General features: G+C 65.3%; 18 protein-coding genes. 7 read left to right on the forward strand and 11 right to left on the reverse strand.

Annotation, left to right across the window (positions count from 1 at the left end):
* Positions 1-16: 16 nt before the first annotated feature.
* Genes VI26_RS19995 through VI26_RS20010 form a run of 4 tightly spaced genes read right to left on the reverse strand, consistent with a single transcriptional unit; the run spans position 17 to position 4,277 of the window.
* Positions 17-214, reverse strand: a complete 198-nt coding sequence (locus VI26_RS19995; RefSeq protein ID WP_048411525.1) for a DUF1656 domain-containing protein — start codon at positions 212-214, stop codon at positions 17-19.
* The gene (locus VI26_RS20000; protein ID WP_053074547.1) at positions 204-2,354 is read right to left on the reverse strand and encodes an FUSC family protein; all 2,151 of its coding nucleotides are present in this window, start codon (positions 2,352-2,354) and stop codon (positions 204-206) included. The genes VI26_RS19995 and VI26_RS20000 overlap by 11 nt, the downstream gene beginning before the upstream one ends.
* Positions 2,341-2,856, reverse strand: a complete 516-nt coding sequence (locus VI26_RS20005) for a MarR family winged helix-turn-helix transcriptional regulator (protein ID WP_048411526.1) — start codon at positions 2,854-2,856, stop codon at positions 2,341-2,343. Before VI26_RS20005 ends, VI26_RS20000 begins: the two co-directional genes overlap by 14 nt.
* Positions 2,853-4,277: an efflux transporter outer membrane subunit gene (locus tag VI26_RS20010; protein ID WP_048411527.1), complete on the reverse strand. Its 1,425-nt coding sequence runs from the start codon at positions 4,275-4,277 to the stop codon at positions 2,853-2,855. The genes VI26_RS20005 and VI26_RS20010 overlap by 4 nt, the downstream gene beginning before the upstream one ends.
* A gap of 272 nt (positions 4,278-4,549) precedes the next feature.
* On the opposite strand from VI26_RS20010, the gene VI26_RS20015 reads away from it, so the two are divergent.
* On the forward strand, positions 4,550-6,184 hold the full coding sequence (locus VI26_RS20015) for a methyl-accepting chemotaxis protein (protein ID WP_048411528.1): 1,635 nt from the start codon (positions 4,550-4,552) through the stop codon (positions 6,182-6,184).
* Positions 6,185-6,250: 66 nt separating this feature from the next.
* On the opposite strand, the gene VI26_RS20020 is transcribed toward VI26_RS20015, so the two are convergent.
* Complete coding sequence (locus tag VI26_RS20020) at positions 6,251-7,039, reverse strand: APH(3')-II family aminoglycoside O-phosphotransferase (protein WP_048411529.1); 789 nt, start codon at positions 7,037-7,039, stop codon at positions 6,251-6,253.
* Between the two features lie 128 nt (positions 7,040-7,167).
* On the opposite strand from VI26_RS20020, the gene VI26_RS20025 reads away from it, so the two are divergent.
* Entirely contained in the window at positions 7,168-8,793 is a 1,626-nt protein-coding gene (locus VI26_RS20025) for an NAD(P)/FAD-dependent oxidoreductase (RefSeq protein WP_048411530.1), read from the forward strand.
* Positions 8,794-8,895: 102 nt separating this feature from the next.
* Here the strand turns inward: VI26_RS20025 and VI26_RS20030 are convergent, their stop codons facing one another.
* Together VI26_RS20030 and VI26_RS20035 are read right to left on the reverse strand one after the other, a co-directional pair.
* Complete coding sequence (locus VI26_RS20030; RefSeq protein WP_048411531.1) at positions 8,896-9,639, reverse strand: DUF2182 domain-containing protein; 744 nt, start codon at positions 9,637-9,639, stop codon at positions 8,896-8,898.
* A gap of 13 nt (positions 9,640-9,652) precedes the next feature.
* On the reverse strand, positions 9,653-11,170 hold the full coding sequence (locus tag VI26_RS20035) for a tyrosinase family protein (protein WP_231581069.1): 1,518 nt from the start codon (positions 11,168-11,170) through the stop codon (positions 9,653-9,655).
* Between the two features lie 291 nt (positions 11,171-11,461).
* Between VI26_RS20035 and VI26_RS20040 the strand changes: the two genes are divergently transcribed.
* Positions 11,462-12,346: a TraB/GumN family protein gene (locus VI26_RS20040; RefSeq protein ID WP_048411533.1), complete on the forward strand. Its 885-nt coding sequence runs from the start codon at positions 11,462-11,464 to the stop codon at positions 12,344-12,346.
* 152 nt (positions 12,347-12,498) lie between these two features.
* Here the strand turns inward: VI26_RS20040 and VI26_RS20045 are convergent, their stop codons facing one another.
* Both VI26_RS20045 and VI26_RS20050 read right to left on the reverse strand, forming a co-directional pair.
* Positions 12,499-12,927: a cytidine deaminase gene (locus VI26_RS20045; RefSeq protein ID WP_048411534.1), complete on the reverse strand. Its 429-nt coding sequence runs from the start codon at positions 12,925-12,927 to the stop codon at positions 12,499-12,501.
* A gap of 120 nt (positions 12,928-13,047) precedes the next feature.
* Positions 13,048-13,938 carry a LysR family transcriptional regulator ArgP gene (locus VI26_RS20050; protein ID WP_048411535.1) on the reverse strand — a complete coding sequence of 297 codons (891 nt, stop codon included), beginning with the start codon at positions 13,936-13,938 and terminating at the stop codon, positions 13,048-13,050.
* A 209-nt stretch (positions 13,939-14,147) separates the two neighbouring features.
* Here VI26_RS20050 and VI26_RS20055 point away from each other — a divergent pair, with 209 nt between their 5' ends.
* From VI26_RS20055 to VI26_RS20070, 4 genes are all read left to right on the forward strand, one after another.
* Positions 14,148-16,520, forward strand: coding sequence for an EAL domain-containing protein (locus VI26_RS20055; RefSeq protein ID WP_048411632.1), 2,373 nt, complete (start codon positions 14,148-14,150; stop codon positions 16,518-16,520).
* A 69-nt stretch (positions 16,521-16,589) separates the two neighbouring features.
* A complete protein-coding gene (locus VI26_RS20060; RefSeq protein WP_048411536.1) occupies positions 16,590-17,219 on the forward strand; it encodes a LysE/ArgO family amino acid transporter in 630 nt (209 codons plus the stop codon).
* Positions 17,220-17,421: 202 nt separating this feature from the next.
* Positions 17,422-17,973 carry a hypothetical protein gene (locus VI26_RS20065; protein ID WP_048411537.1) on the forward strand — a complete coding sequence of 184 codons (552 nt, stop codon included), beginning with the start codon at positions 17,422-17,424 and terminating at the stop codon, positions 17,971-17,973.
* 6 nt (positions 17,974-17,979) lie between these two features.
* A complete protein-coding gene (locus VI26_RS20070) occupies positions 17,980-18,714 on the forward strand; it encodes a hypothetical protein (protein ID WP_048411538.1) in 735 nt (244 codons plus the stop codon).
* A 331-nt stretch (positions 18,715-19,045) separates the two neighbouring features.
* Here VI26_RS20070 and prmB read toward each other — a convergent pair whose 3' ends face one another.
* Complete coding sequence (prmB, locus tag VI26_RS20075) at positions 19,046-19,960, reverse strand: 50S ribosomal protein L3 N(5)-glutamine methyltransferase (protein WP_048411539.1); 915 nt, start codon at positions 19,958-19,960, stop codon at positions 19,046-19,048.
* A 102-nt stretch (positions 19,961-20,062) separates the two neighbouring features.
* The gene (locus VI26_RS20080; protein ID WP_048411540.1) at positions 20,063-21,439 is read right to left on the reverse strand and encodes a phosphomannomutase/phosphoglucomutase; all 1,377 of its coding nucleotides are present in this window, start codon (positions 21,437-21,439) and stop codon (positions 20,063-20,065) included.
* Positions 21,440-21,465 lie beyond the last annotated feature (26 nt).

The raw sequence follows: 21,465 nt of genomic DNA on the forward strand, positions 1-21,465 counted from the left end.
TGGGCCGGAGGCGCACTCAATAAAGCAGCAAGGCCAGGCTGCTGAACACGCAGATCAGCAGGCTGAGGCGGAACAAGGCCGGGTGCCAGACCCGGCGGTAGAGTCCGGCCCGGCCCAGCAGCCAGTCCAGCCCGGCCTGGCACAGCAGGCTGAACAGGAACAAGGGCAGCAGGGTGGGGATCAGGATGCCGAACACGGCGATTTCACGAGTCATGGTCGTTTCCTTCCGCGGCTTGTTCGGCCACGTCCAGCAATGAGGTATGGATCAGGTGCAGATCGGCCAGCGCGCGCTGAATCCGCGTGGCGCGGTCGGCGTCGGCCAGCGCCAGGTGGACGCGCAACACCGGTCCGGCCGCGCGCATGGTGGCGATGGCCTGCTGCAGTCGCTCCGGCGACGGCGCGGCGAAATAGCGCGCCAGCTGCGCCACCGTGTGCTCCAGATCGGCGCGCAACTGCGGCGATGGCGATTCCGCGGTCAGGGTGCGCAGATTGATCACCGCCAGGCCCAGTTCCAGCAGGGTGATGGCCTGGGCGGTAATGGTCTGTTTCAACTCGGCCTGGGCCGGGCTCAGCGTGTTCAGCAGATTGAGCAGGTCGCGGATGCGGTTCTCGTAACGCTGCTTCAGGTGCGGCAGCTTGGCGTCGCAGGCGCGGCGCGCCTCGCGCCACAGCGCCGCCGCGATGTGGCGCGGCGAGCCCATGGTGTGTTCGGGCAGCACCAGCTGAAAGAAAGCCGCCGCCAGCGCCAGCCCCAGGATGCGGGAGATGCTGTTGTTGAGGAAGGCGACGATGTCGTAATTCATCTGGTTCTGCGGATTGATCGCATTGGCCAGCACGATGGTCATGCCGGCGCCGATGCCGGCGTATTTGGGCAGGCATTTCAGATAACTGCCCAGCGCCAGAAAGGGCAGCAGGCCCAGCACCAGCATCGGGAAGCCATTGCCCTGGCTCAGCAGCCAGAACAGGCTGATATAGGCCAGCGGCGTGCCCAGCGCGAAGCCGGTCAGGAATTGCTTGACCATCAGCACCGGCCGCGGCGAGGAGGCGGCCAGGCCGCAGAGCACCGTGGCCAACAGCACCGCTTCCAGCGCGCTGGGCCAGGCCAGCCAATACCAGGCGATGGACAGGGTGCCCAGCGTCAGCGCCGCGCGCACGCCGCCGGCTATGGCCACCGGCAGCGGCGTGCCCGGCACATAGGCGGCCAGCGCGCTGATCTGCTGCGGCGTCTTGCTGGCGAAGCCGTGGTAGACGCCGACGAAGGCGTGCATTTCCTCGATGAAGCGGGTCAGCAGTTCGGTGGCGGTGTCGAAGTCTATGCGCCAGTGTTCCGCCTGTTCGCCGCCAGGCAGCTTTTCGCGCGCGGCGTCGATGCGGCGCGGCCAGCCAGCGCGCAGCCGGCCCAGCTGGACCACGGTGTCCTGCGCCTCGGCGGCGTTGCGCGCCGGGCCGTCGGCGTCGCTGAGCACGGCGGCCACCTCGGCGAACAGCGGCAGCAGCAGGCCGGGCAAGGGCGAATCCGCATCGCGGCGCAGCCGCTCCATTTGCCGGTGCAGGGTGTGGAAGGTGGTCAGCGCGGCCATGAAGGTGGCGTTGAAGGCGTGTAGCTGATTACTGCGCGAACGCACATTGCCGGCCTCGAAGAAGGCGGTGGCGCGGCCGGCTTCCAGCGCGGCGATGTCGGCGGCGAACTTGAGCTGGGCCTGTTCCATGTCGCGGGCGTGCAGCTTCTGCGCCAGCGCGTCCTGGCACAGCAGGATGAAGCGCAGATAGCGGCCGCGCACATTGCTGACCACCTGTTCGGCCTGGTAGCGCGGAAACACGATGTCGTAGACCACCGCGCTGCAGATCAGGCCCAGCGAGATTTCCGAGGCCCGGGTCACCGCCAGGTCGAACACCGCCAGCGGGCGATCTATCGCCGGCAACGCGATGATGCAGGCGGTGTAGCCGGCCAGCACGAAACCGTAGGAGCGCGAGTTGCGGTACAGGGTGGCGCAGCCGGCGCACAGTCCTATCCATAGCGACAGCGCCGCCAGCAGCAAGACCGGCTGCGAGGCCAGCATGCCGACCAGGATCAAGGCCGCCGCGCAGCCGGCCAGCGTGCCGAGCAGCCGGTAAAATCCTTTCTCCAGCACCAGGCCGCTTTGCGGCGAGCTGACGATGAGCACGGTGAGCAGCGCGGTGCCCGGCGAGTCGAAACCCAGGCGGAAGGCCAGCCACAGCGCGGCGAAGCCGGCCAGCAGCGTCTTGAGGACAAAGATCCAGCGCTCGCCCTCCAGCCGCAGCCAATCACGGCTGGCGCCGCGCAGCGCCTGGCCCAGCAGCCGATGCCAGGCGGCGAGGCTAGCTGTGTTCATCGCTAGGCTCCGCCCGGTTCAGATTGCTGAGCTGGCGCAGGTAGTACTGCTCCTGCTGCTGCATCTCCTCGGCGCTGAAGCCGTCGAAGGTATTGCGCAGATTGCCCCAGACATCGGGCAGCAGCCGGCGTATGCATTCGCGTCCGGCGTCGTTGAGCGTCACCGTCACCGCGCGGCGATCGTCGCTGAGGCTGCCGCGGCGGATCAGGCCCTGCTTCTCCAGATCGTTGCAGATACGGGTCATATTGGCCGGTTTCTGCGAACAGGTTTCCGCCAGCGTGCCCGGCGTCATGGTTTCCTGTTCCGAGCCGTAGAGCACCGCCAGCACCAGATAGCTGCTTTCGGTCAGGCCATGCTTGCGCAGCGCGGCATTGGTCAGGTCCTGTATCCGTTTTTGCACATGGTAGTTCAGCCGTGTCAGCGTCAGCAGTTGCAGCGGGAATTCCGGGATTCTGGCCTTGACGCGCTGCAGGCGCTTGCTGGTTTCTTCGAAACGACTCATTGCTTGACTCCGTTTTCGCTTGGGCTCAGGGTTTCAATGCCGCCGCCCAGCGCCGCCATCAGCGCGGCGTAACCATCCAGCCGCTGCGCCTGGGCCTGCGCTTGCTTCTGCCGCGCGGACAGTTGGCTCAGCCGCAGTTGCCGCACCGGGCTTTGGTCGCTGAGGCCGGCGCGATAGCTTTGCTCCGCCAGCGCCAGTTCGCGGTTGGCGGCGGCTAGCGCGCGATCGGCCTGTTCGGCCTGCTTGACCGTGGACTGGACATGGGCGATGGCGCTGGCGGTCTCGCTCAAGGCGTTGATCAATGTGGCGTTATAGCTTTCCACCGCCTGATCGTAGGCGGCGGTCTGGGCGCGCAGCTGGCCGCGCAGGCGGCCGCCTTCGAAGATAGGCAGGCTGATCGCCGGCGCGAAGCCGCGCAGCGCGGTGGCGGGGGAGATCAGATTGGCGAAGCCGATTCCCTGGTAGCCGGCGAAGGCGCTCAGATTGATATTGGGGTAGAAGGCGGCGCGGGCGACCTTGATGCGCGCGGCCTCGGCCTCCACCCGCCAGCGCTGCGCGCTCAGGTCCGGGCGCCGGCCCAGCAACTGGGCCGGAATGGTGGCCAGCGAGCTCAGCGGCTGTGCCAGGCTCAGCGTCGGGCGGCGCAGCCGGCCGGCGGCCTCCGGCGGCTGGCCGCTGAGAGCGGCCAACTGATTGCCCAGCGTGGCGATGCGTTCGTCTATCTGTTCGACTTGGGTGCGGCTGGGCGGTAGTCGGCCTTGCTGCTGCACCACTTCCGGTTCCGCCGCCAGCCCGGCGGCCTTGCGGCGCCGGCTGAGCTCCAGCAACGCCTGTTGCTGTTGCAGCGCGGCCGCGGCCAAGTCTTTTTGCTGGTATTGCTCGGCCAATTGCAGATAGCCGCGCACGATCGCGGTTTCCAGGTTCAAGGCGCTGATCCTGGCGTCGGCCGCCGCCACCTGGGCATCGTTGAGCGAGGCGGTCAGCGCTTCGCGCTCACGCCCCCACAGGTCCAGGTCGTAGCTGACGCTGACCGTGGCGCGGGTCTGCCAGTCGTAGTTGCCATTGCCGATAGGCGATACCAGATTGTCCTCGGCGTGCAGCTGCCGTGTGCTCTGTCCTTGCGCGTTGACCTGGGGCAGCGTCGCGGCGGCGCTGACGTCGCTCAGCGCTTGCGCCTGACGCAGCCGCGCGGCGGCGCCGCGCAGACCCGGATTGTCGCGCAAGGCTTGGCGGATCAGCGCTTCCAGTTGTGGGTCCCGCCATTGCCGCCACCACTCGGCGGCGGGCGCGCCCGCCCATTCGGCAGGCGGAGCGGCGTGCAGTAGCGTGGATTGCGGCGCAACGGCATCCATGCCGGCGCAAGCGCTGAGCATGAGTGTCGCGGCCAGGGCGGCTACGGGGGCGGGAGCTAAGAACTTCATCGGGGGCTTTCTGGTATCACATCCGGTATATTTTATTTGTTGATATTACATTTGTAAAATACTATCCACGCTTTGAAACAGCTCTATGACGAAGTAATTCTTGCTTCATCACTGGCTGATCCAAATCAAGCGCATGTCATTAAAAATGGTCAACTAGATAATGACGAGTGTATTATTTGCTATTTGCTTATAAACACGGCAGACAAAACCGGATTCCGCCGCGCGGCGGAAGCGGCCTGCCTAGTCCTTGCGTCGATATTTTTGGAGACATCATGCCAGCCGGTCTTTCCTTGAAGCAGCGTCTGCTGTTCTTGATTTGTAGCGTGATTGCGCTGACTTGCCTATTGGGCGGGCTGGTGCTGCGCAGCATGCACCAACAGATGATGACGGATCGTCAGGAACTGATCCGCGGACAAGTGGAGAACGCGCTCAGCCTGGTGGCCAGCTACGAGGAGCGGGCGGCTGCCGGCGCGCTGCCGGAGGCGGAGGCACAGCGCCAGGCGTTGCTGGCGCTGACCCGGCTGCGTTTCGCCGGCAAGGAGTACTTCTTTACTCTGAACAAGGATCTGGTCTGGCTCGCGCACGGCGTCAATCCCAAGCTGATAGGCAAGGATATGCACGCGGTGAAGGATTCCGACGGCAACAGCCTGGGTGCTACTTTCGACCGCACGCTGCGCGATGGGCGCGGCCGCGGCTTCGCCGAGTTCGTCTGGGACAAGCCTGGCTCCGAACAGCCGCAGCCCAAGCTGGCATATCTACAATCCAGTCCGCGTTGGGGCTGGGTGGTGGGCACCGGCCTGTACATGGACGATGTGTGGGCGGCCTTGCGCGGGCAGTTGCTGAGCGTGGCGGCACAGGTGCTGCTGATCGCCGCGGTATGCGGCGGGCTGGGCTGGTGGTTGTTCCGCAGCGTGACGCGGCAGTTGGGCGCTGAACCGGCGCGCGCGGCCGAAGTGGTGCGTCAGATCGCCGGCGGCCGGCTGGACGCGGCGGTGCCGGTCAGCGCCGGCGACGAGGACAGCCTGATGGCCAATATCGCGCATATGCAGCGGGCGCTGCGGCAGATGATAGCCGACATCGTGGCCAGCGCCGGCGAACTGGGACGCTTGAGCGGGGAAGTGGTGGCCGGCGCGCAGGCGGTGGCGGACAACTCGCACCAGCAAAGCGAGAGCGCCACGTCGATGGCGGCGTCTATCGAGGAGCTGACGGTCAGCATCAACCATATTTCCCAATACGCCCAGGACGCGCGCGAGGTATCGCAGCGCTCCGGCAGCCTGTCCGACCAAGGCGGCGAGGTGATCGCCAAGGCCGTGGCCGAGATGAAGGGCATCAGCGACACCGTGGATCTGACCGCCGGCGCGATTTCCGCGCTGGCGGACAAGACCGCCACCATTTCCAGCATCATGCAGGTGATCAAGGACATCGCCGATCAGACCAATCTGCTGGCCTTGAACGCGGCGATCGAGGCGGCGCGCGCCGGCGAGACCGGGCGCGGCTTCGCGGTGGTGGCCGACGAGGTGCGCAAGCTGTCCGAGCGCACCGCGCAGGCCACCGAGGAAATCGCCGGCATGATAGACGAGATCCAGCTCAGCTCCGACCAGTCGCGCGCCAATATGAGCCAGACCGTGGAGCGGGTGCGCACTGGGTTGGCGCTGGCGGAGCAGGGCGGCGAAATGATCCAGCAGATACGCGGCAGCGCCGGCCAGGTGGTGCAAGTGGTGCGCGATATCTCCCATGCGCTGCAGGAGCAGGGCGTGGCCAGTCAGGACATCGCCCGTCACGTGGAGCAGATCGCCCAGGTGGCGGCCGGCAACGCCACCGCGGCGACCCAGGCGTCCAGCGGGATCCAGAGCATGGACGAAGTGACCGGCGGCTTGCGGCAGACGGTGGCCGGTTTTCAGGTATAGGCGTCGCTGCTTTCAATGTCCTTTTCCATGCATCCCGCCGACGCGCGGCAGACTTTGAACAGGTTTTCAGAAGAACTCGTCCAGCAGTTGGTAGAAGGCGATGCGACTCGGGTCCGGCTGGATGCCGTAACGCAGCAGGAAGGGCGAGACCCAGCGCGGGCCGAGTTCAGTGGCGATGTCGCGCGCAGCCAGCGCCAGGTCCTGGTGGCGGTCGGCCACGCCCAGGCGGCCGCAGTCGATGAAGCCGCTGAAGCGGCCGTCCTCGGCCAGCAGATTCGGCAGGCAGGCGTCGCCGTGAGTGAGGACCAGATCCTCGTGCTGCGGGCGGCTGGCCAGTAATTGCGCGAATACCGCCGCCGGCGTCTGGCCCAGCCGTTCTTCGTCGAAGTCCTCGGCGTCGACGCAGCCGGCCTCCAGTCGTTGCCGGGCCGCGGCGATGCGCGCGTCGGCGCGATGGTCGAAGGGGCAGCCGGCGACGGGTAGGCGGTGCAGGCACAGCAGCGCGTCGGCCATGATGCGCACCGTCGCCTCCGGTTCCAGTCCGCAATCCAGCAGATTCTTGCCCGGCACCGCGCTCAGCAGCGCCCAGTCGCGGCCGGCGCAGCGCGTCGCGTCCAGCACTTGCGCGCAGGGCAGGCCGTTGTCGGCCAGCCAGCGCAGCCGGGCGATCTCGCCGTCCAGCTCCGCCAGCGGCCCGGCCGCCTCGGTTTTGGCGAATAGCGCGGGCTGGCCCGGCGCCTGCAGCCGGAACACCGCGGCATTGGAGTCGCCGTCGTTCTGCCGGGTCCAGGCGTAGCCGTCCAGCCGCTCCCGCCAGGCGGCGGGAGGGCTCAGAGTGTTGTCCTGTTGTGTCATCGTGTTCCTGTCGGGCGATGGCCCGGTTTTTTTTTAACGGAAGTGTGCGCGCGGCGATAGGGGCGAACCCGGTTTGCCGCTACAATACCGCCTCGTTGAATAGACACCAACCCGTACTGGAATTCAAGATGTTGCGCATTACCGAATTGAAACTGCCGCTGGACCACGCTCCGGAGGCTTTGAACACCGCGATCGCCGCCTACCTGGGCGTGGCGGAGTCGCAGATCCGCGAAGTCCTGGTCTTCAAGCGCAGCTACGACGCGCGCAAGGGCATGATGAATCTGGCCTATATCGTCGATATCGACGTGGCCGACGAGGCCAGGCTGTTGGCGCGCTTCAAGTCCGATCCGCATGTGATGGAGACTCCGGACACCAATTACCACTTCGTCGGTCAGGCGCCGGAAAACCTGGAGCGCCGCCCGGTGGTGGTCGGTTTCGGTCCCTGTGGCATCTTCGCCGCGCTGCTGCTGGCGCAGATGGGCTTCAAGCCCATCGTGCTGGAGCGCGGCAAGAAAGTGCGCGAGCGCACCAAGGACACCTGGGGCCTGTGGCGCAAGAATGTGCTGAACCCGGAGTCCAATGTGCAGTTCGGCGAAGGCGGCGCCGGCACCTTCTCCGACGGCAAGCTGTACAGCCAGATCAAGGATCCGCGTCACCTCGGCCGCAAAGTGCTGACCGAGTTCGTCAAGGCCGGCGCACCGGAGGAAATCCTCTATGTCGCCAAGCCGCATATCGGCACTTTCCGCCTGGTGAGCATGGTGGAGAAAATGCGCGCCGAGATCGAGGCGCTGGGCGGCGAGATCCGTTTCCAGCAGCGCGTCGTCGACATTCATCTGGAAGACGGGCCGGACGGCCGCAAGGTGGCGCGCGGCCTGACCCTGGCCGGCGGCGAGCAGATCCGCGCCGACCATATCGTGCTGGCGCTGGGCCACAGCGCGCGCGACACCTTTGAAATGCTGCACGGCCACGGCGTGTTCATGGAGGCCAAGCCGTTCTCGGTGGGCTTCCGCATCGAGCACCCGCAAACGCTGATCGACAAGGCGCGCTGGGGCAAGTACGCCGGCCATCCGCTATTGGGCGCGGCGGATTACAAGCTGGTGCACCACGCCGCCAACGGCCGCGCGGTATACAGCTTCTGCATGTGCCCGGGCGGCCAGGTGGTGGCCGCCACCTCGGAAGAAGGCCGGGTGGTGACCAATGGCATGAGCCAGTATTCGCGCGCCGAGCGCAATGCCAACTCCGGCCTGGTGGTCAGCATCAATCCGGACGACTACCCAGGCGGCCCGCTGGCCGGCATCGCTTTCCAGCGTGAGTTGGAAAGCCGCGCCTATGTGCTGGGCGGCGGCACTTACGAAGCGCCGGCGCAACTGGTCGGCGATTTCCTGGCCGGCAAGCCGTCAAGCGGGGTCGGTTCGGTGGAACCGTCCTATCAGCCTGGCGTGCATTGGACCGACCTGGCGGCGGCCTTGCCGGATTATTGCATCGAGGCGATGCGCGAGGCCTTGCCGGCCTTCGGCAAGAAAATACGCGGCTACGATATGCACGACGCGGTGCTGACCGGGGTGGAAACCCGCACCAGCGCGCCATTGCGCATCACTCGCGGCGAGGATTGCCAGAGTCTGAACGTGCGTGGCCTGTATCCGGCCGGCGAAGGCGCCGGCTATGCCGGCGGGATCCTGTCCGCCGGCGTCGACGGCATCAAGGTGGCGGAAGCGGTGGCGCAGGCGGTGCAGGCCGAGCGCCATAAAGCCTGAGTTAGTCCAGGATCATCCCGCGCGCAGCTAGCTCATTAATGCGCGCGAACGGCCCGCTTGCGCGGGCCGTTGCTTTATGTGGCGATGGAGAAGAAAGCGCGCTCAGGCATTTTGAGCGGACCGGGCCGGCCGTCTGGGCCAGGACCATAAGGGCGGAGCGCCTTCCGGCCGACGCCGCTCCAGCAGCAGCCACAGGCTTATCGCCGCCATCAAGGGCAGATGGCCGCCACCGCCGAGCAGCGGCGGCAGCATCCAGGCCCAGCAAGCGCCGACGCACCAGACGCCGCCGGCGAGGCCGCTACGCAGCGCGGACCAGGCGGCCGGCCAACCGAACGGGGATAGCCGCGGTTGGCGGTGGCAGGCCCGCAGGCTGTAGAGCCGCGGCGGCGCAGCCTGCCAGAGCCAGGCGATGGCGCAGGCGGCGGCGAAGGCCTGCCACGGCGCGACGCTGAAGGTCAGCAGCGCCAGGCCCAGCAAGTGCAGCGGCAGGCCGGCGGCGAGCCAGGGCAGCAGATAGCCGCAGCAATACAGCGCCAGCGCCAGCGCGCGCTTGCGCGCCAGGCTGCGCAGCCACAGCTGCCGCAGCGGATCGGCCAGCAGCGGCGCCATCATCGCCAGCAGCATCAGCAGCCAGGACGGCAGCCATTGCATCGGCGGATTGAGCCACAGCGCGGCCAGCAGCGCGTCCCAGCCGCCGCCGGGGCGCTCCAGGACCCAGGCGCCGCAATAGCCCGGCGCGGCCAGCCGCCGCTCCAGCGCGAGCAGGCCGAGCCAGCCCAGCAGGCTGGCGCACAGCAGCGGCCAGGGCGTGTCGCGCAGCGCGGCGAGCAGGGTCTTGAGCGGCATCGGGCGTCAAGCGCTATTGGCCATGGCGGTAGACGCTGATGCGGCCTATCGTCACCTCGTCGTCGTCCTCGATATCGGACACCGGCACCAGTTGCACTTCCATCGGCGCCGTGTCCAGCGTCTGGCTCTGGCACATGCGATCGACGATGTCGGTGATCTCCAGCACCTGGCTGACGCCATTGCCGCCATGCTCGGCCTGCGAAGCCTTGCGCGCGCCGAACAGGGCGATGGTGCCGGCCAGGTTCTGCGGGTATTGCGCCGGATCGGCGCCCGGGGGCAGGCCGACGTAGACGTTGAAGGTGCCGCCGTCCACCTTGCAGCGGATGTTTTCCAGGCTGAGGAAGACCCGGTCCGGCTCTTGCGGCGGCGCGGCGTTCTGCGGCGCCTGCAGCTGGCGGGTGGCGGCCTGGCTGGCCTGGAAGCTGCTCAGCACCTTGTTCTTGGCGCCGCTGTCCAACTGCATCTGCGCGTGGACGGTGTTGTTGCTCAGCTTGATCGCCGCGGTGTTGGCGCCCAGCAGCTCGGTTTTCGGATTGTTCGCCATGGTGCTTGCCGCCGCGATATCGGGATGGACCGCCGCCAGCGTCTGCATGCGCTGCGCGACGCGGCTGGCGCCGCCAAGGGGGTCAGATACGTCCTGATAAACGTAGTTCAGATTCGGCGCCTGGGTGTTGAGCACATCCTTGGCGACGAAGGTGTAGCCGCTGCCGCTGGGACGCGGCATCGCGAACTTGCGGTTGACCGGCCCCTCCAGCCAATTGTCGCTGCCGGGGTTCTGATGGCCGGGGTTGCGGTTCAGCCATACCTGCCACAGCCGGTCGATATTGGAGTGATGGATCCAGAACACCGGGTCCAGGCCGGCCAGGTCCGGGTCCGACATCAGGCCGTTGCGGCCGCCGATATTGGTGTGCACCGGATTGTGCGGCAGGTTTTCCAGGCCGCCGCTATTGCCGCCGCCATGCCAGAATGGAGTTTGCGGCCCGCCGTAGCCCGGCGGGATGCCGTTGGCGGTGCCGATGAATTGCGCGTCCTTCAAGGCGGTGAGCTGCACGGTTTCCGGGCGCAGCGTGATGTGGTTGGGCTGATTGTTCCAGCCATAGCGCTGCGCCAGCCATAATGGATTGGTGCTGCCGTCCGGCAAGGTCTTGGACTGGAAACAGGTGGGTAGGTCGCGCGCCTTGGCATTGGCGCTGTCGCTGTAGTTCCAGTAGGGCAAGGCCCAGTCGGCGGGGCCGCCGAGCTTGACGATTTCGGCCAGCACGATGGCCTCGAAGGCGGCCAGATAGCCTCGGTGCCAAGGCATGAAATACCAACTCTGGTGCTGGCATTGCCGCCAATAGGTGTTTTGATCTGCCGGGCTGGGCAGCGCTTCGCCGGCTTGCAAATAGCCGTGCTGCTGCCAAAGCTGGGAGTCGAAGCCGTGGATGGCGGCCAGATAGCGCCAGCTGGTCGGATCCTTGATCGGCCGTTTCTGCATTTCCCTGACCGCGCGCGCGTACCACAGCACGATGGGATCCCAGGGATTGCTCATTTTCAAGATGTCTTTGCGAACGCGAACCATGTCGCTCTCCTCGATGCGGACGCCGTTCGGGGCGGTCATGGCGGGAGTGGCATGGCCGGAGCGGAGGCGGTGTATTCGGATTAGCAAAGCATGGCTGGTTCGAACTGTCCTAAAGGACGGTTTTTGCCTGGTGGGAACTACTTATTGAAAGTGTTTTATTTTGAATTATAGCGATTAGTTTGAGTGATGAATTTAAAGTCCTCGCCGGACGCGCGCGCGGCGGGCTGGTATCCTTGCCGGGTTTGGATGGAAAGCGCAGACATGAAGCGATGGCATTTTCTCTGGTGCGGCTGGCTGGCCTTGTGGCTGGTCTTGCCGGCGCTGGCGGCGCCGGCCTATGGGCCCTTGTACTCTTTCAGCAAGCAGGGCCGCGTGCATTATCTGTACGGCACCATGCACGTGGGTCGACCCGGCACGGACACGCCGGACTGGGGGCTGAGCCAGGCGATGGCGCGGAGCGAGGCCTTGGTGCTGGAACTGGATGTCGACGCGCCGGGAGCGCCGGCCGAGGTGTTGGCGCTGGCGCGGCAAGGCGCCGCCAGGCAATGGCGGCAGCTGGGTCCGGACAGTCGGCGCTTGCTGCTGGCTCAGTTGCAGCGCACCGGTGTCGAGCCTGATCAGGCGCGGAGCCTGGCTCCGGCGATGTGGCTGATGCAGTTGACGCTGAACGAGTATCAGCGGCTGGGTCAGGCGACGCAGGAGGGTAGCGAGACGATGTTGCTGCAGATGGCGCGCCGGGAGCAGCGCCCCTTGCTGGCGTTGGAGACGACCGGCGAGCAGGGGCGCATGCTGTTCGAGATGCCGGCGGCGGCTCTGCGTGAATGGGTGCGGCAGACCGCAGAATGGCAGGATAAGCCGGAGGCGGAGCGGTATTATCGCGACTTGATCGCCGCCTGGGAGCGCGGAGACCTGCCTGCCTTGCAGTCCATGGTGGTCTTGCCTGGCTATCCGCGGCTCAGCGCCTGGACCCAGCGCGAGATGCTGGACCGCCGCAACCAGGCGATGGCGCGCCGCATCGACGAGATGGCGGCGTCGCGGCGCTTGCTGGTGGCGGTGGGAGCGCTACACCTGGCCGGGCCTCAGGGCCTGGTCAAGCTGCTGCGGCAGCGCGGCTACCAGGTGACAGTGGCGCCGCGCGCGCCGTGAGCGTGCGCAAGAACCTGTTCAAAGTCTGCTGCGCTTCGTGAGACGTGCTAGGTGAGCGCTGCGTCGAAATGCTCATGTACCACGTGTGCATTCCGCCTTCTCAGCGGTTTTCGCCTTGTCTCGCTCTTGCTCGCTAGACCTTGAACGGGCTCTTAGCTCGCGTCTTGGAGATTCTTGGGCCCGAAAGCGCCTGGCAGCAGCACGTTCAGCGTGGTGTCTATGCTGTCCTCGCCGTCACAGATCGCGCGCACATGCATGCCGGGGCCGAACTCGTTCAGCACCTGGCGGCAGGCGCCGCACGGCGGCGTGGGCGTGGCGGTGGGGGTGTAGATGCATACCGCCAGCACCTCCTGGATGCCGTGGTTGGCGCGCGCGGCGTAGACCGCGGTGCGCTCGGCGCAGTTGGTCAGACCGTAGGAGGCATTCTCCACATTGCAGCCGATGTGGATCTTGCCGGCGCCGTCGAGGATGGCGGCGCCGACGGCGAATTTGCTGTAAGGGACATAGGCTTGGCGCGCGGCCAGGCGGGCGGCCATTTCCAACTCGGCCCACTGCTCGTTATTGGGGGTGTTGCCGGTCATATTGCCTCCATTGCGGTTGGCGTGGCATGTTGCGCCGCGCGCGGGGCGGCTGTCAATATGCGTCCGCGCGCTCTTCAGTACAGCAGACGACGGCCGCGTGGCGCAAGCCGCGCCGACTGATCATTGCCGCAGGTGTTGCCGGCAATGCCGCTGCATCGCGTCGGCCAGCGCCTGCGACAATTCGGATTCCACCCGCCAGTGGTGCCAGTACAGCGGGATATCCAGGTGCTGCTGCGGGAACAGGTCGATCAGCCGGCCGGCGGTCATGTCGTCTTCCAGCATCAGCTCCGGCAGCAGGCTGTAAGCCAGGCCCTGGCGCGTCACTTCGACGAAGCCCTGCGGGGTGGGCACGGTCAGGTAGGGAAAGCTGCCGTGGTAGGCGGCGGTGTGCTGCAGGAACTGGCGATGAACGTCATCCTTGCGGCTGTACAAAATGGTGGGCGCGGCGGCCAGCGCCGCCTCGCTGATGCCGGCCGGGAAATAGCGCTGGGCGAAGCCGCGGGTGGCGACGCACAGATAGCGCATTTGGCCCAGGAACAGGCTGTCTCCGCCCTGTATCGGCTGCGGCCGGGTGCTGACGCAACCTATCACATGGCCGGAACGCATCAGTTCATGGGTGTAATCCTGATCGTCCACCATGATGTCCAGCAATACCGGCTGGCTGTCCAGCACAGGCTGCACCGCCTGCAGAAACCAGGTGGCTAGGCTGTCGGCGTTGACGGCGATGGCCAAGGTGGTGAACTCCGGCCGCGGCCCGCTGGGCAGCAGGGTGTTCATCAGTTGGTTTTCCATCAGGCTGATCTGGCGGAAGTATTGCAGCAACTGACGGCCGGCCTCGGTGGGCTCGGCCGGAATGGTCCGGGTCAGCACCGGCTGGCCCAGTTGTTCTTCCAGTTGGCGGATGCGCTGGGAGATCGCGGATTGGGTGAGAAACAGCTTTTTGGCGGCTTTGTCGAAGCCGCCGGTTTCGGCGACGGCCGATAAGGTTTCCAGTTGTTTCGGATCAAGCATGTTTTTACGTCCTTACCGTGATAATTCCACGGTGTTTCTTGCCTTATCGGCGCCACCTATGGCATGTTGTGCTGCTTCGTCCGAACACGGACGGTGGCAAAGGATTGCCTGCACGCGGTGGCGGCATAAAAATAATTAGAGCGGCTGGCTGCGACGGTTCTGACCGGTCTGGCGCTGGCGGCTCATGGCCAAAGACAGGCATGTTGAAGATGCAAGCAGATAATAAGGCACTATTGGATGGCATGTGCCGTTTTATCGGGGTCAGGGCGGATCATATGGCGCGGCTGAGCGTCCATGCTCCGCTGCTGTTGTCGCGCAAGGAGGCGCTGGGCAAGGAGTTCTACTGGTATGCGCTGAAATGTCCGGACACGCTGGCGCTGCTGAGCGAGCGCCTGCCGGGCGGCATCGATTCGCTGGTGGATGCCTTGCTGCAGTATTGCGAACGGATGCTGACCCGTCCGGTGAATGACCGCGCCGCCTGGCGCGTGGTGGAACAGGGACGCTTGATGCGCCAGTTGGGCGTGGGCCTGATGTGGGTGGTGGGCGCTTACGAGCGCTGCCAGGCGCATTTCCTGGCGCGGCTGGCCGAGGCCGGCCTGGAGCTGGCCGAGCTCGCCGCGCTGTCGCGGCTGCTGCGCAAGCGTATCTTGCTGGATCAGATGCTGCAGTTGCACGGACACCAGCAGTCCTTGCAGGAGGCGGTAGACAGCAAGCACCGCCATCTGCAGACCATGTCCGGACTGTACGCCACCCTCAGCGGCGTCAGCATGGCCTTGGTGCGCTGTTCCGAGCGCCGCGAACTGTTCCAATCGATCTGCGATGTCTGCGTGCGCGAAGGCGATTTCTCCCATGCCTGGGTGGGCTTGCTGGACGCCGATTCCCAATTCATCCGTCCGGCGGCGATGGCCGGCGCGCTGGCCGAGGCCTTCATTCCACGCCTGGAAGTGTCGGCGCAGCCGGACAAGCAGCATGGCCGCGGGCCCAGCGGCCGGGCGATCCGCGGCTTGACGGTGCAAGTGGTCAACGATTGCGGCGAAGATCCGTCGATGCAGCCATGGATGCGGGTGTTGACCGCCAGGAATGTGCGCAGCGCCTTGGTGGCGCCGCTGACGCTGCGCGAGCAGGTGATAGGCACTTTGTCCTTGTATTCAGGGCAGCCAGGCTTCTTCGATGACACCAAGGTTGAGCTGGTGGACACCATGGCGCGCGAGATCAGCCGCGCGCTGGAGCGCCAGGACGCGCTGGAACGCAGCCACCGGGCCGAATCCGAGCTGGCTTTCCTGTCCTTCCACGATCCGCTGACCGGTCTGCCCAACCGCCACCTGATGAAGGAACACATCGACAAGCAATTGCAGATCCGTCGCGCCAACGCGCAACTGGCGGTGCTGGTGCTGTCCATCGAGGGTTTCCATGAAATCAACGCTCGCCTCGGGCACGAGGGCGGCGACGCGGTGCTGTGCGAAGTGGCCAACCGGCTTCGGCGCTGCATCTATCCCTATGGTTATGTCGGCCGCGTGGGCGCATCGCGCTTTGTCGCCTGCAGTGATCGTCACGAGCAGCTGGACCAACTGGTGGACAGTCTGATGAGCAGTCTGCAGCAGCCGGTGGATTGCATGGGAGTGGTGATCCACACCCGTTGCAGCATGGGTATCGTGGTGGAACCGGTGAACGGCCGCAGCGACGCCGCGGCGTTGCTGCGCCGCGGTGAACTGGCGCTGAGCCGCGCCAAGGACGCCGGCGGCGGCCATTGTCGCTATTACCATGTGACCATGGATGAGGAAATCCAGCACATGCACGCGGTGCGCAACGCTTTCGCGCTCGCCATCGCCCGCGACGAACTGGCCTTGTTTTACCAACCCAAGATCAATCTGCGCAACAACCGCATCGAAGGAGTGGAAGCGCTGGTGCGCTGGCGCCGCAACGGCCGGCTGGAAATGCCGGGCGCCTTCTTCCCGGCGATAGAGAACACCGACCTGATGCGGGAGCTGGACTGGTGGGTGTTGCGCGAAGCCTTGCGCCAGTCCGGCGAATGGCTGGCGGAAGGCCGCCATATCCCGGTCAGCGTCAATCTGTCCGCCATCACGCTGAAGCACGAGGGTTTCGTGCCCGGCATTCAGGCGCTGCTGCAAGCCTATCCGCTGCCGGCGGGCTATCTCGAGCTGGAAGTGCTGGAGAGCGTGACCCAGCAGGAGGCGGAGCAGATCACCGCCAAGCTGGAGCATTGCCGCGATCTGGGGCTGTCCATCGCGCTGGATGACTTCGGCACCGGCGCGTCCTCGCTGGTGCATCTGCAGCAGCTACCCTTCGACACCATCAAGATAGACCAGCGCTTCGTGCGCCTGCTGCTGGACACGCCGGGCAACGAGGCCATCATCCGCAGCATGGTGTCCTTCGCCCACTACACCGGCCGCAAGCTGGTGGTGGAAGGGGTGGAGAGCCGGGCGATCTGGGACCGGCTGCTGGAGATAGGCTGCCTGGACGGCCAGGGCTACGAGATTTCGCCGCCGGTGGATCCGCGGCAGCTGCCGGAATGGATCGCCGATTGGGAGCGGCGCTCGAATATTAGTTCTGCTTATATCTGATAATTTTTATTAGTTTTACTTAGCGGCGCCGCTGCCTTAGTCTGCGTAAAAACTTTCTGGGAGCGGTGCTTGTTCAACTTCAGCGTTTATCTATCTGCCCTTGGGCTATCCATCGGGCAGATCGTCGGCATTGGGCCGCAGAATGCCTTTGTGCTGCGGCAGGGCATAGGCCGCAGTCACATCCTGCCCATCGTCGCGATCTGCATCGTCGCCGATGTGTTCCTGATCGCCTGCGGCGTGATGGGCGTGGGCAAGCTGCTCAATGCGATTCCCGGCTTCATCGTCACCGTTACCTGGCTGGGCGCGGGCTTCATCCTGTGGTTGGGCTACAAGGCTTTCCGCTCCGCGCTGACGCCGGGAGCGATGTCGCTGGCCGGCGGCGTGGAGCGCGACCGCAAGCGCGCGATCCGCACCGTGCTGGCGGTGACCCTGCTCAATCCCTATACCTGGCTGGATACCGTGGTGTTGATCGGCGGCGTGTCCGCGATTTACGGCGAAAGCGCCGCGCCATCCTTTCTGTTGGGCAGCCTCAGCGCCTCGGTGCTGTGGTTCGGCGGCATCGGCTGCTTCGCCGGCAAGTTGGCGCCGCTGTTCCAGCGGCCGCAAAGCTGGCGGGTGCTGGATTGCGTGATCGGCCTGGTGATGCTGTTCACCGCCTTCATGTTGTTGCGCAATTATGGTTTCGAGGCGATGGCCTGAGTAGACGAGGTCCGACGGGCGTGTATCTTTGAGAGTGACGGCTTGCTTTCGGCAACCCGTCACTTTTTCATGTACGGCTTGTCGTGACAAGGTAATTTTTCACTGTCTATTTATTCATATGGAATTGCAAAATAACTTTGTAAATCCAAAATCATTTACCATAACTAAATCTCCGTTGTGAACAACATAAGGAGAGTTAGTCATGAGAAGTCTGATCCAAGCCAGTCTAGTCGGGGTTTCCATGCTGGCCAGCCTGTCGTCCCCGGTGGTGGCAGCCCCGGTGAACAATAGCTACATCCAGTCCAGCGCCAATGAGATCCGCGGCTTCCTCGGCGGTTACGCGCGGCCGACGGTTTACGTCAACCAATACGCCTGCCGCGAACCCCAGCTCAGCGCGATGGCGTGCGGACCGTACACCATCAGCGTCGGCACCGGCTTCTTGCAGCAGCAGGAAAACAGCTACGGCAATTACGTGGCCAAATTCATCCTGGCGCACGAATGGGGCCACTCCATCCAGTTCACCAACAATATCTACCGCCAGGCGCCGATGCAGGAACTGCAGGCCGACTGCGTGGGCGGCACTTTCGCCAAGTACGCTGAAACCAATCTGCGTTATCCCAGCTTCATCGAAAACGCGGTGGCTTCGGCGCGCAACGCGGCCGATTACGGCGAACACGGCACGCCGTCGCAGCGCGATTATTATTCGCGCTATGGTCACGCCAATGGCCTCAACGCTTGCCTGAACTCGATCTGATCGACGATGGGCAAGCGCTTATGGGCGGCGGCCGGCGGGCTGGCGCTGCTGGGGCTGGCCTGGGCCAATCTGCCTGAGCCGGTGCGCGCCCAGCTAGGCCTGGACGAGCCGGCGCCGGCGTCAAGGCGCGCCGGCCAGGCTGAGGCGCCCGCGCCCGCGGTCAGCAGCGCGGCGCCTGCCGCTTCCTACCAAGGGCTGAGTTTCGCGGTGGGAGACGGTCCGGCGCCGGCTGCTGCGGCACTGGCGCCGCCACAGGAAAGCCGGGCCGAGCGCCAACGCAAGCAGCAGCTGCGCCAGCTGGGCTACGCCATCGACGAGCGCTTGTACCGGCTGCCGCTGGCGGAGCTACGCAAGCTGGCCGCCGCCGGCAATGTGCAGGCCTTGACCCATCTGGCCGAGCGCTATCTGTTCGAACTGGACGGCAAGCCGCAGCGGCCGGACTTCGAGCCGGGCACGCGCTACCGCGAAGAGGCGCGCGCGGCCTTGCAGCAGGCCTACCAGCTGGGCAACCGTCACGCGGCGGCGATGATCTCGGAGAGCTATCTGCTGGAGAAGCAGCCCTTGGAGGCGGCGGCCTGGAACCTGGTGGCGCGGCGCGCCGGCGACGCGTTGAGCGCGGACTGGTTTCTGACCACCAAGGACTACCGGCAGCTGGACGCCGGGCAGAAAGCCGCGGCGGCGGTGCGCGCCGAGCAGATCTGGCGCGATTTGCAGCCGGGCAAGGGCGCGGCCAAAGGCTAGCGGCGGCAAAAAACCGGCGGCCCCTCGCGGGCGCCGCCGGTTTTTCTTATTTCACGAATCCTGCCTGCCGGGTGAAACCGGCGGTTTAGAGCCTGTTCAAAGTCTTGCGAGCAAGAGCGAGACAAGGCGTTGCGGCTGAGAAAGCGGAATGTACACACGGTACATGAGCATTTCGAAGTCGTTTTCAACGCCGTATCGCCGAAGCACAGCAGACTATGAACAGGTTCTTAGAGTCGCTAGCAAAACGCTGAGCCAAGGCGCGCCGACGCAGACGGTAGCTTGGGTACGGCAAGTCGGCGCAACGCAGCTTCAGGGGTTTTGTTAGCGGGTGTTACTGCGCGTCGGCGGCCAGGCCGGCCACCAGATCCTCACGCGTGATCAGGAACACGAAGCCGTCGCCGCTTTCGGTTTCCATCCACATGAAGGGCAGGGTGGGGAAGCACTCTTCCAGCATGTCGCGGTTGTGGCCGATCTCCACCAGCAGCACGCCTTTGTCGTTCAGGAAGTCCGGCGCGCGGCGCAGGATTTCGCGGGTGGCGTCCAGGCCGTCCTCGCCGGAGCCCAGCGCCAGTTCCGGCTCGTGCAGGTATTCCGGCGGCAGCGCGTCCACCGATTCGGCATCGACATAGGGCGGGTTGGAAATGATCAGGTCGTACTTCTCTTCTATGCCCTCGAACATATCGGTGTGGATCAGCTGCACGCGCTCGTCCAGGCCGTAGTTCTGCACATTGATGGCCGCGACTTCCAGCGCGTCCAGCGAGATGTCCACCGCGTCGATTTCCGCGTCCGGGTAATGGTGCGCCAGCTGGACGGCCAGGCAGCCGGAACCGGTGCACAGGTCCAGCGCGCGCTGCACCAGCTCCGGGTGTTCGATCCACGGCTGCAGCGGTTCGCCCAGCAGCTCGTAAATGAAGGAGCGCGGCACCAGCACGCGTTCGTCCACGTAGAAGTTGAAATCGCCCTGCCAGGCTTCGTGGGTCAGATAGGCCACCGGCACCCGCTCCTCGGCGCGGCGCTCGATCAGGTCGATCACGTCCTTGACCTCGGTGGGTAGCAGCTTGGCGTCGAGAAAGGGCTCGAGCTGGTCCACTGGCAGTTTCAGCGCCGACAAAATCAGGTAAGCGGCTTCGTCGTAGGCGTTCTGGGTGCCGTGGCCGTAGAACAGGCCGGCGTCGTTGAAGCGTGATACGGCGAAGCGCAGCAGGTCGCGCGCGGTGTTGAAGCTGGATGCAGCCTGGGCGTACATGGTTTTCCTTTCAATACAACAGGGACATGGCTGCGGCCATGTCCCCGGCGGTGTTGATTCGCGTTCATGTGGAACGCTGGCAAGACGTTGGACTGTCCGGTGTCAGAACGGCAGCTTGGCGTCAGTGGCGGTGCCCAGCACGCGGCGGAAGTCACCCTTGATGCGCTCCAGCGCCACGTCGTTGTCGGCCTCGAAGCGCAGCACGATCACCGGCGTGGTGTTGGACGCGCGCGCCAGGCCGAAGCCGTCCTTGTATTCCACGCGCAGGCCGTCCAGGGTGTTGACCTCTTCGGCGCCGTCGAAGCTGGCGGAGGCCTGCAATTTTGCGATCAAGGCGTGGTTCTCGCCTTCCTTGGCCATCTTCAGGTTGAGTTCCGGCGTGGAGACCGCATTGGGCAGCGCATTGAGCAGCGCGCTGGGGTCCTCGACGCGGGACAGCACTTCCAGCAGGCGGGCGCCGGCGTACATGCCGTCGTCGAAGCCGTACCAGCGTTCCTTGAAGAACACATGGCCGCTCATCTCGCCGGCCAGCAGCGCGCCGGTTTCCTTGATCTTGGCCTTGATGAAGCTGTGGCCGGTGCGCGCCATCACCGGCACGCCGCCGTTTTGCTTGATCCACGGCTTGAGCAGGCGGGTGGATTTCACATCGTAGATGATTTTGGCCTTGGGATTGCGCTCCAGCACGTCGGCGGCGAACAACATCAGCTGGCGGTCCGGCCAGATGATGGTGCCGTCCTTGGTGACCACGCCCAGGCGGTCGCCGTCGCCGTCGAAGGCCAGGCCGATTTCGGCGTCGGTCTTCTGCAGCGCGTCGATCACATCCTGCAGATTTTCCGGCTTGGCCGGATCCGGGTGGTGATTGGGGAAGTTGCCGTCCACGTCGCAGAACAACTCGCGCACGCGGCAGCCCAGGCGGCGGAACAACACCGGCGCGAACGCGCCGGGCACGCCGTTGCCGCAGTCCACCACGATATTGAGCGGGCGCTCCAGCTTGATGTCGGAGGTGATGCGGTCCAGATAGGCTTCGGCGATGTCATGAGTGCCGTAGCCGCCTTCGCCGCTGGCGAGATCGCCATCGACGATGCGCTGGTACAGCTTCTGGATATCGTCGCCAGCCAGGGTATTGCCGGCCAGCATCATCTTGAAGCCGTTGTAATCCGGAGGATTGTGGCTGCCGGTGACCATCACGCCGGACAGCGAGCCCAGCTCATGGGCGGCGAAATACAGCATCGGCGTGGCGACGCGGCCCACGTCGACCACGTCGACGCCGGCGGCCTGGATGCCTTCGGCCAGCGCCTGGCACAGCTCGGGGCCGGACAGGCGGCCGTCGCGGCCGACCACGATGGATTTCACTTTGCGGGCCTTGGCTTCGGAACCGATGGCCTGGCCGATCTGGCGGGCGACGTCATTGGTCAGGGTCTTGCCGACGATGCCGCGGATGTCATAGGCCTTGAAGATGTCTTTGGACAGTTTGCTCATGGCTTTAATGGTGCATTCATATCTAG

This window comes from Chromobacterium sp. LK1 (genome assembly GCF_001043555.1).
GTDB classification, from domain to species: domain Bacteria; phylum Pseudomonadota; class Gammaproteobacteria; order Burkholderiales; family Chromobacteriaceae; genus Chromobacterium; species Chromobacterium aquaticum.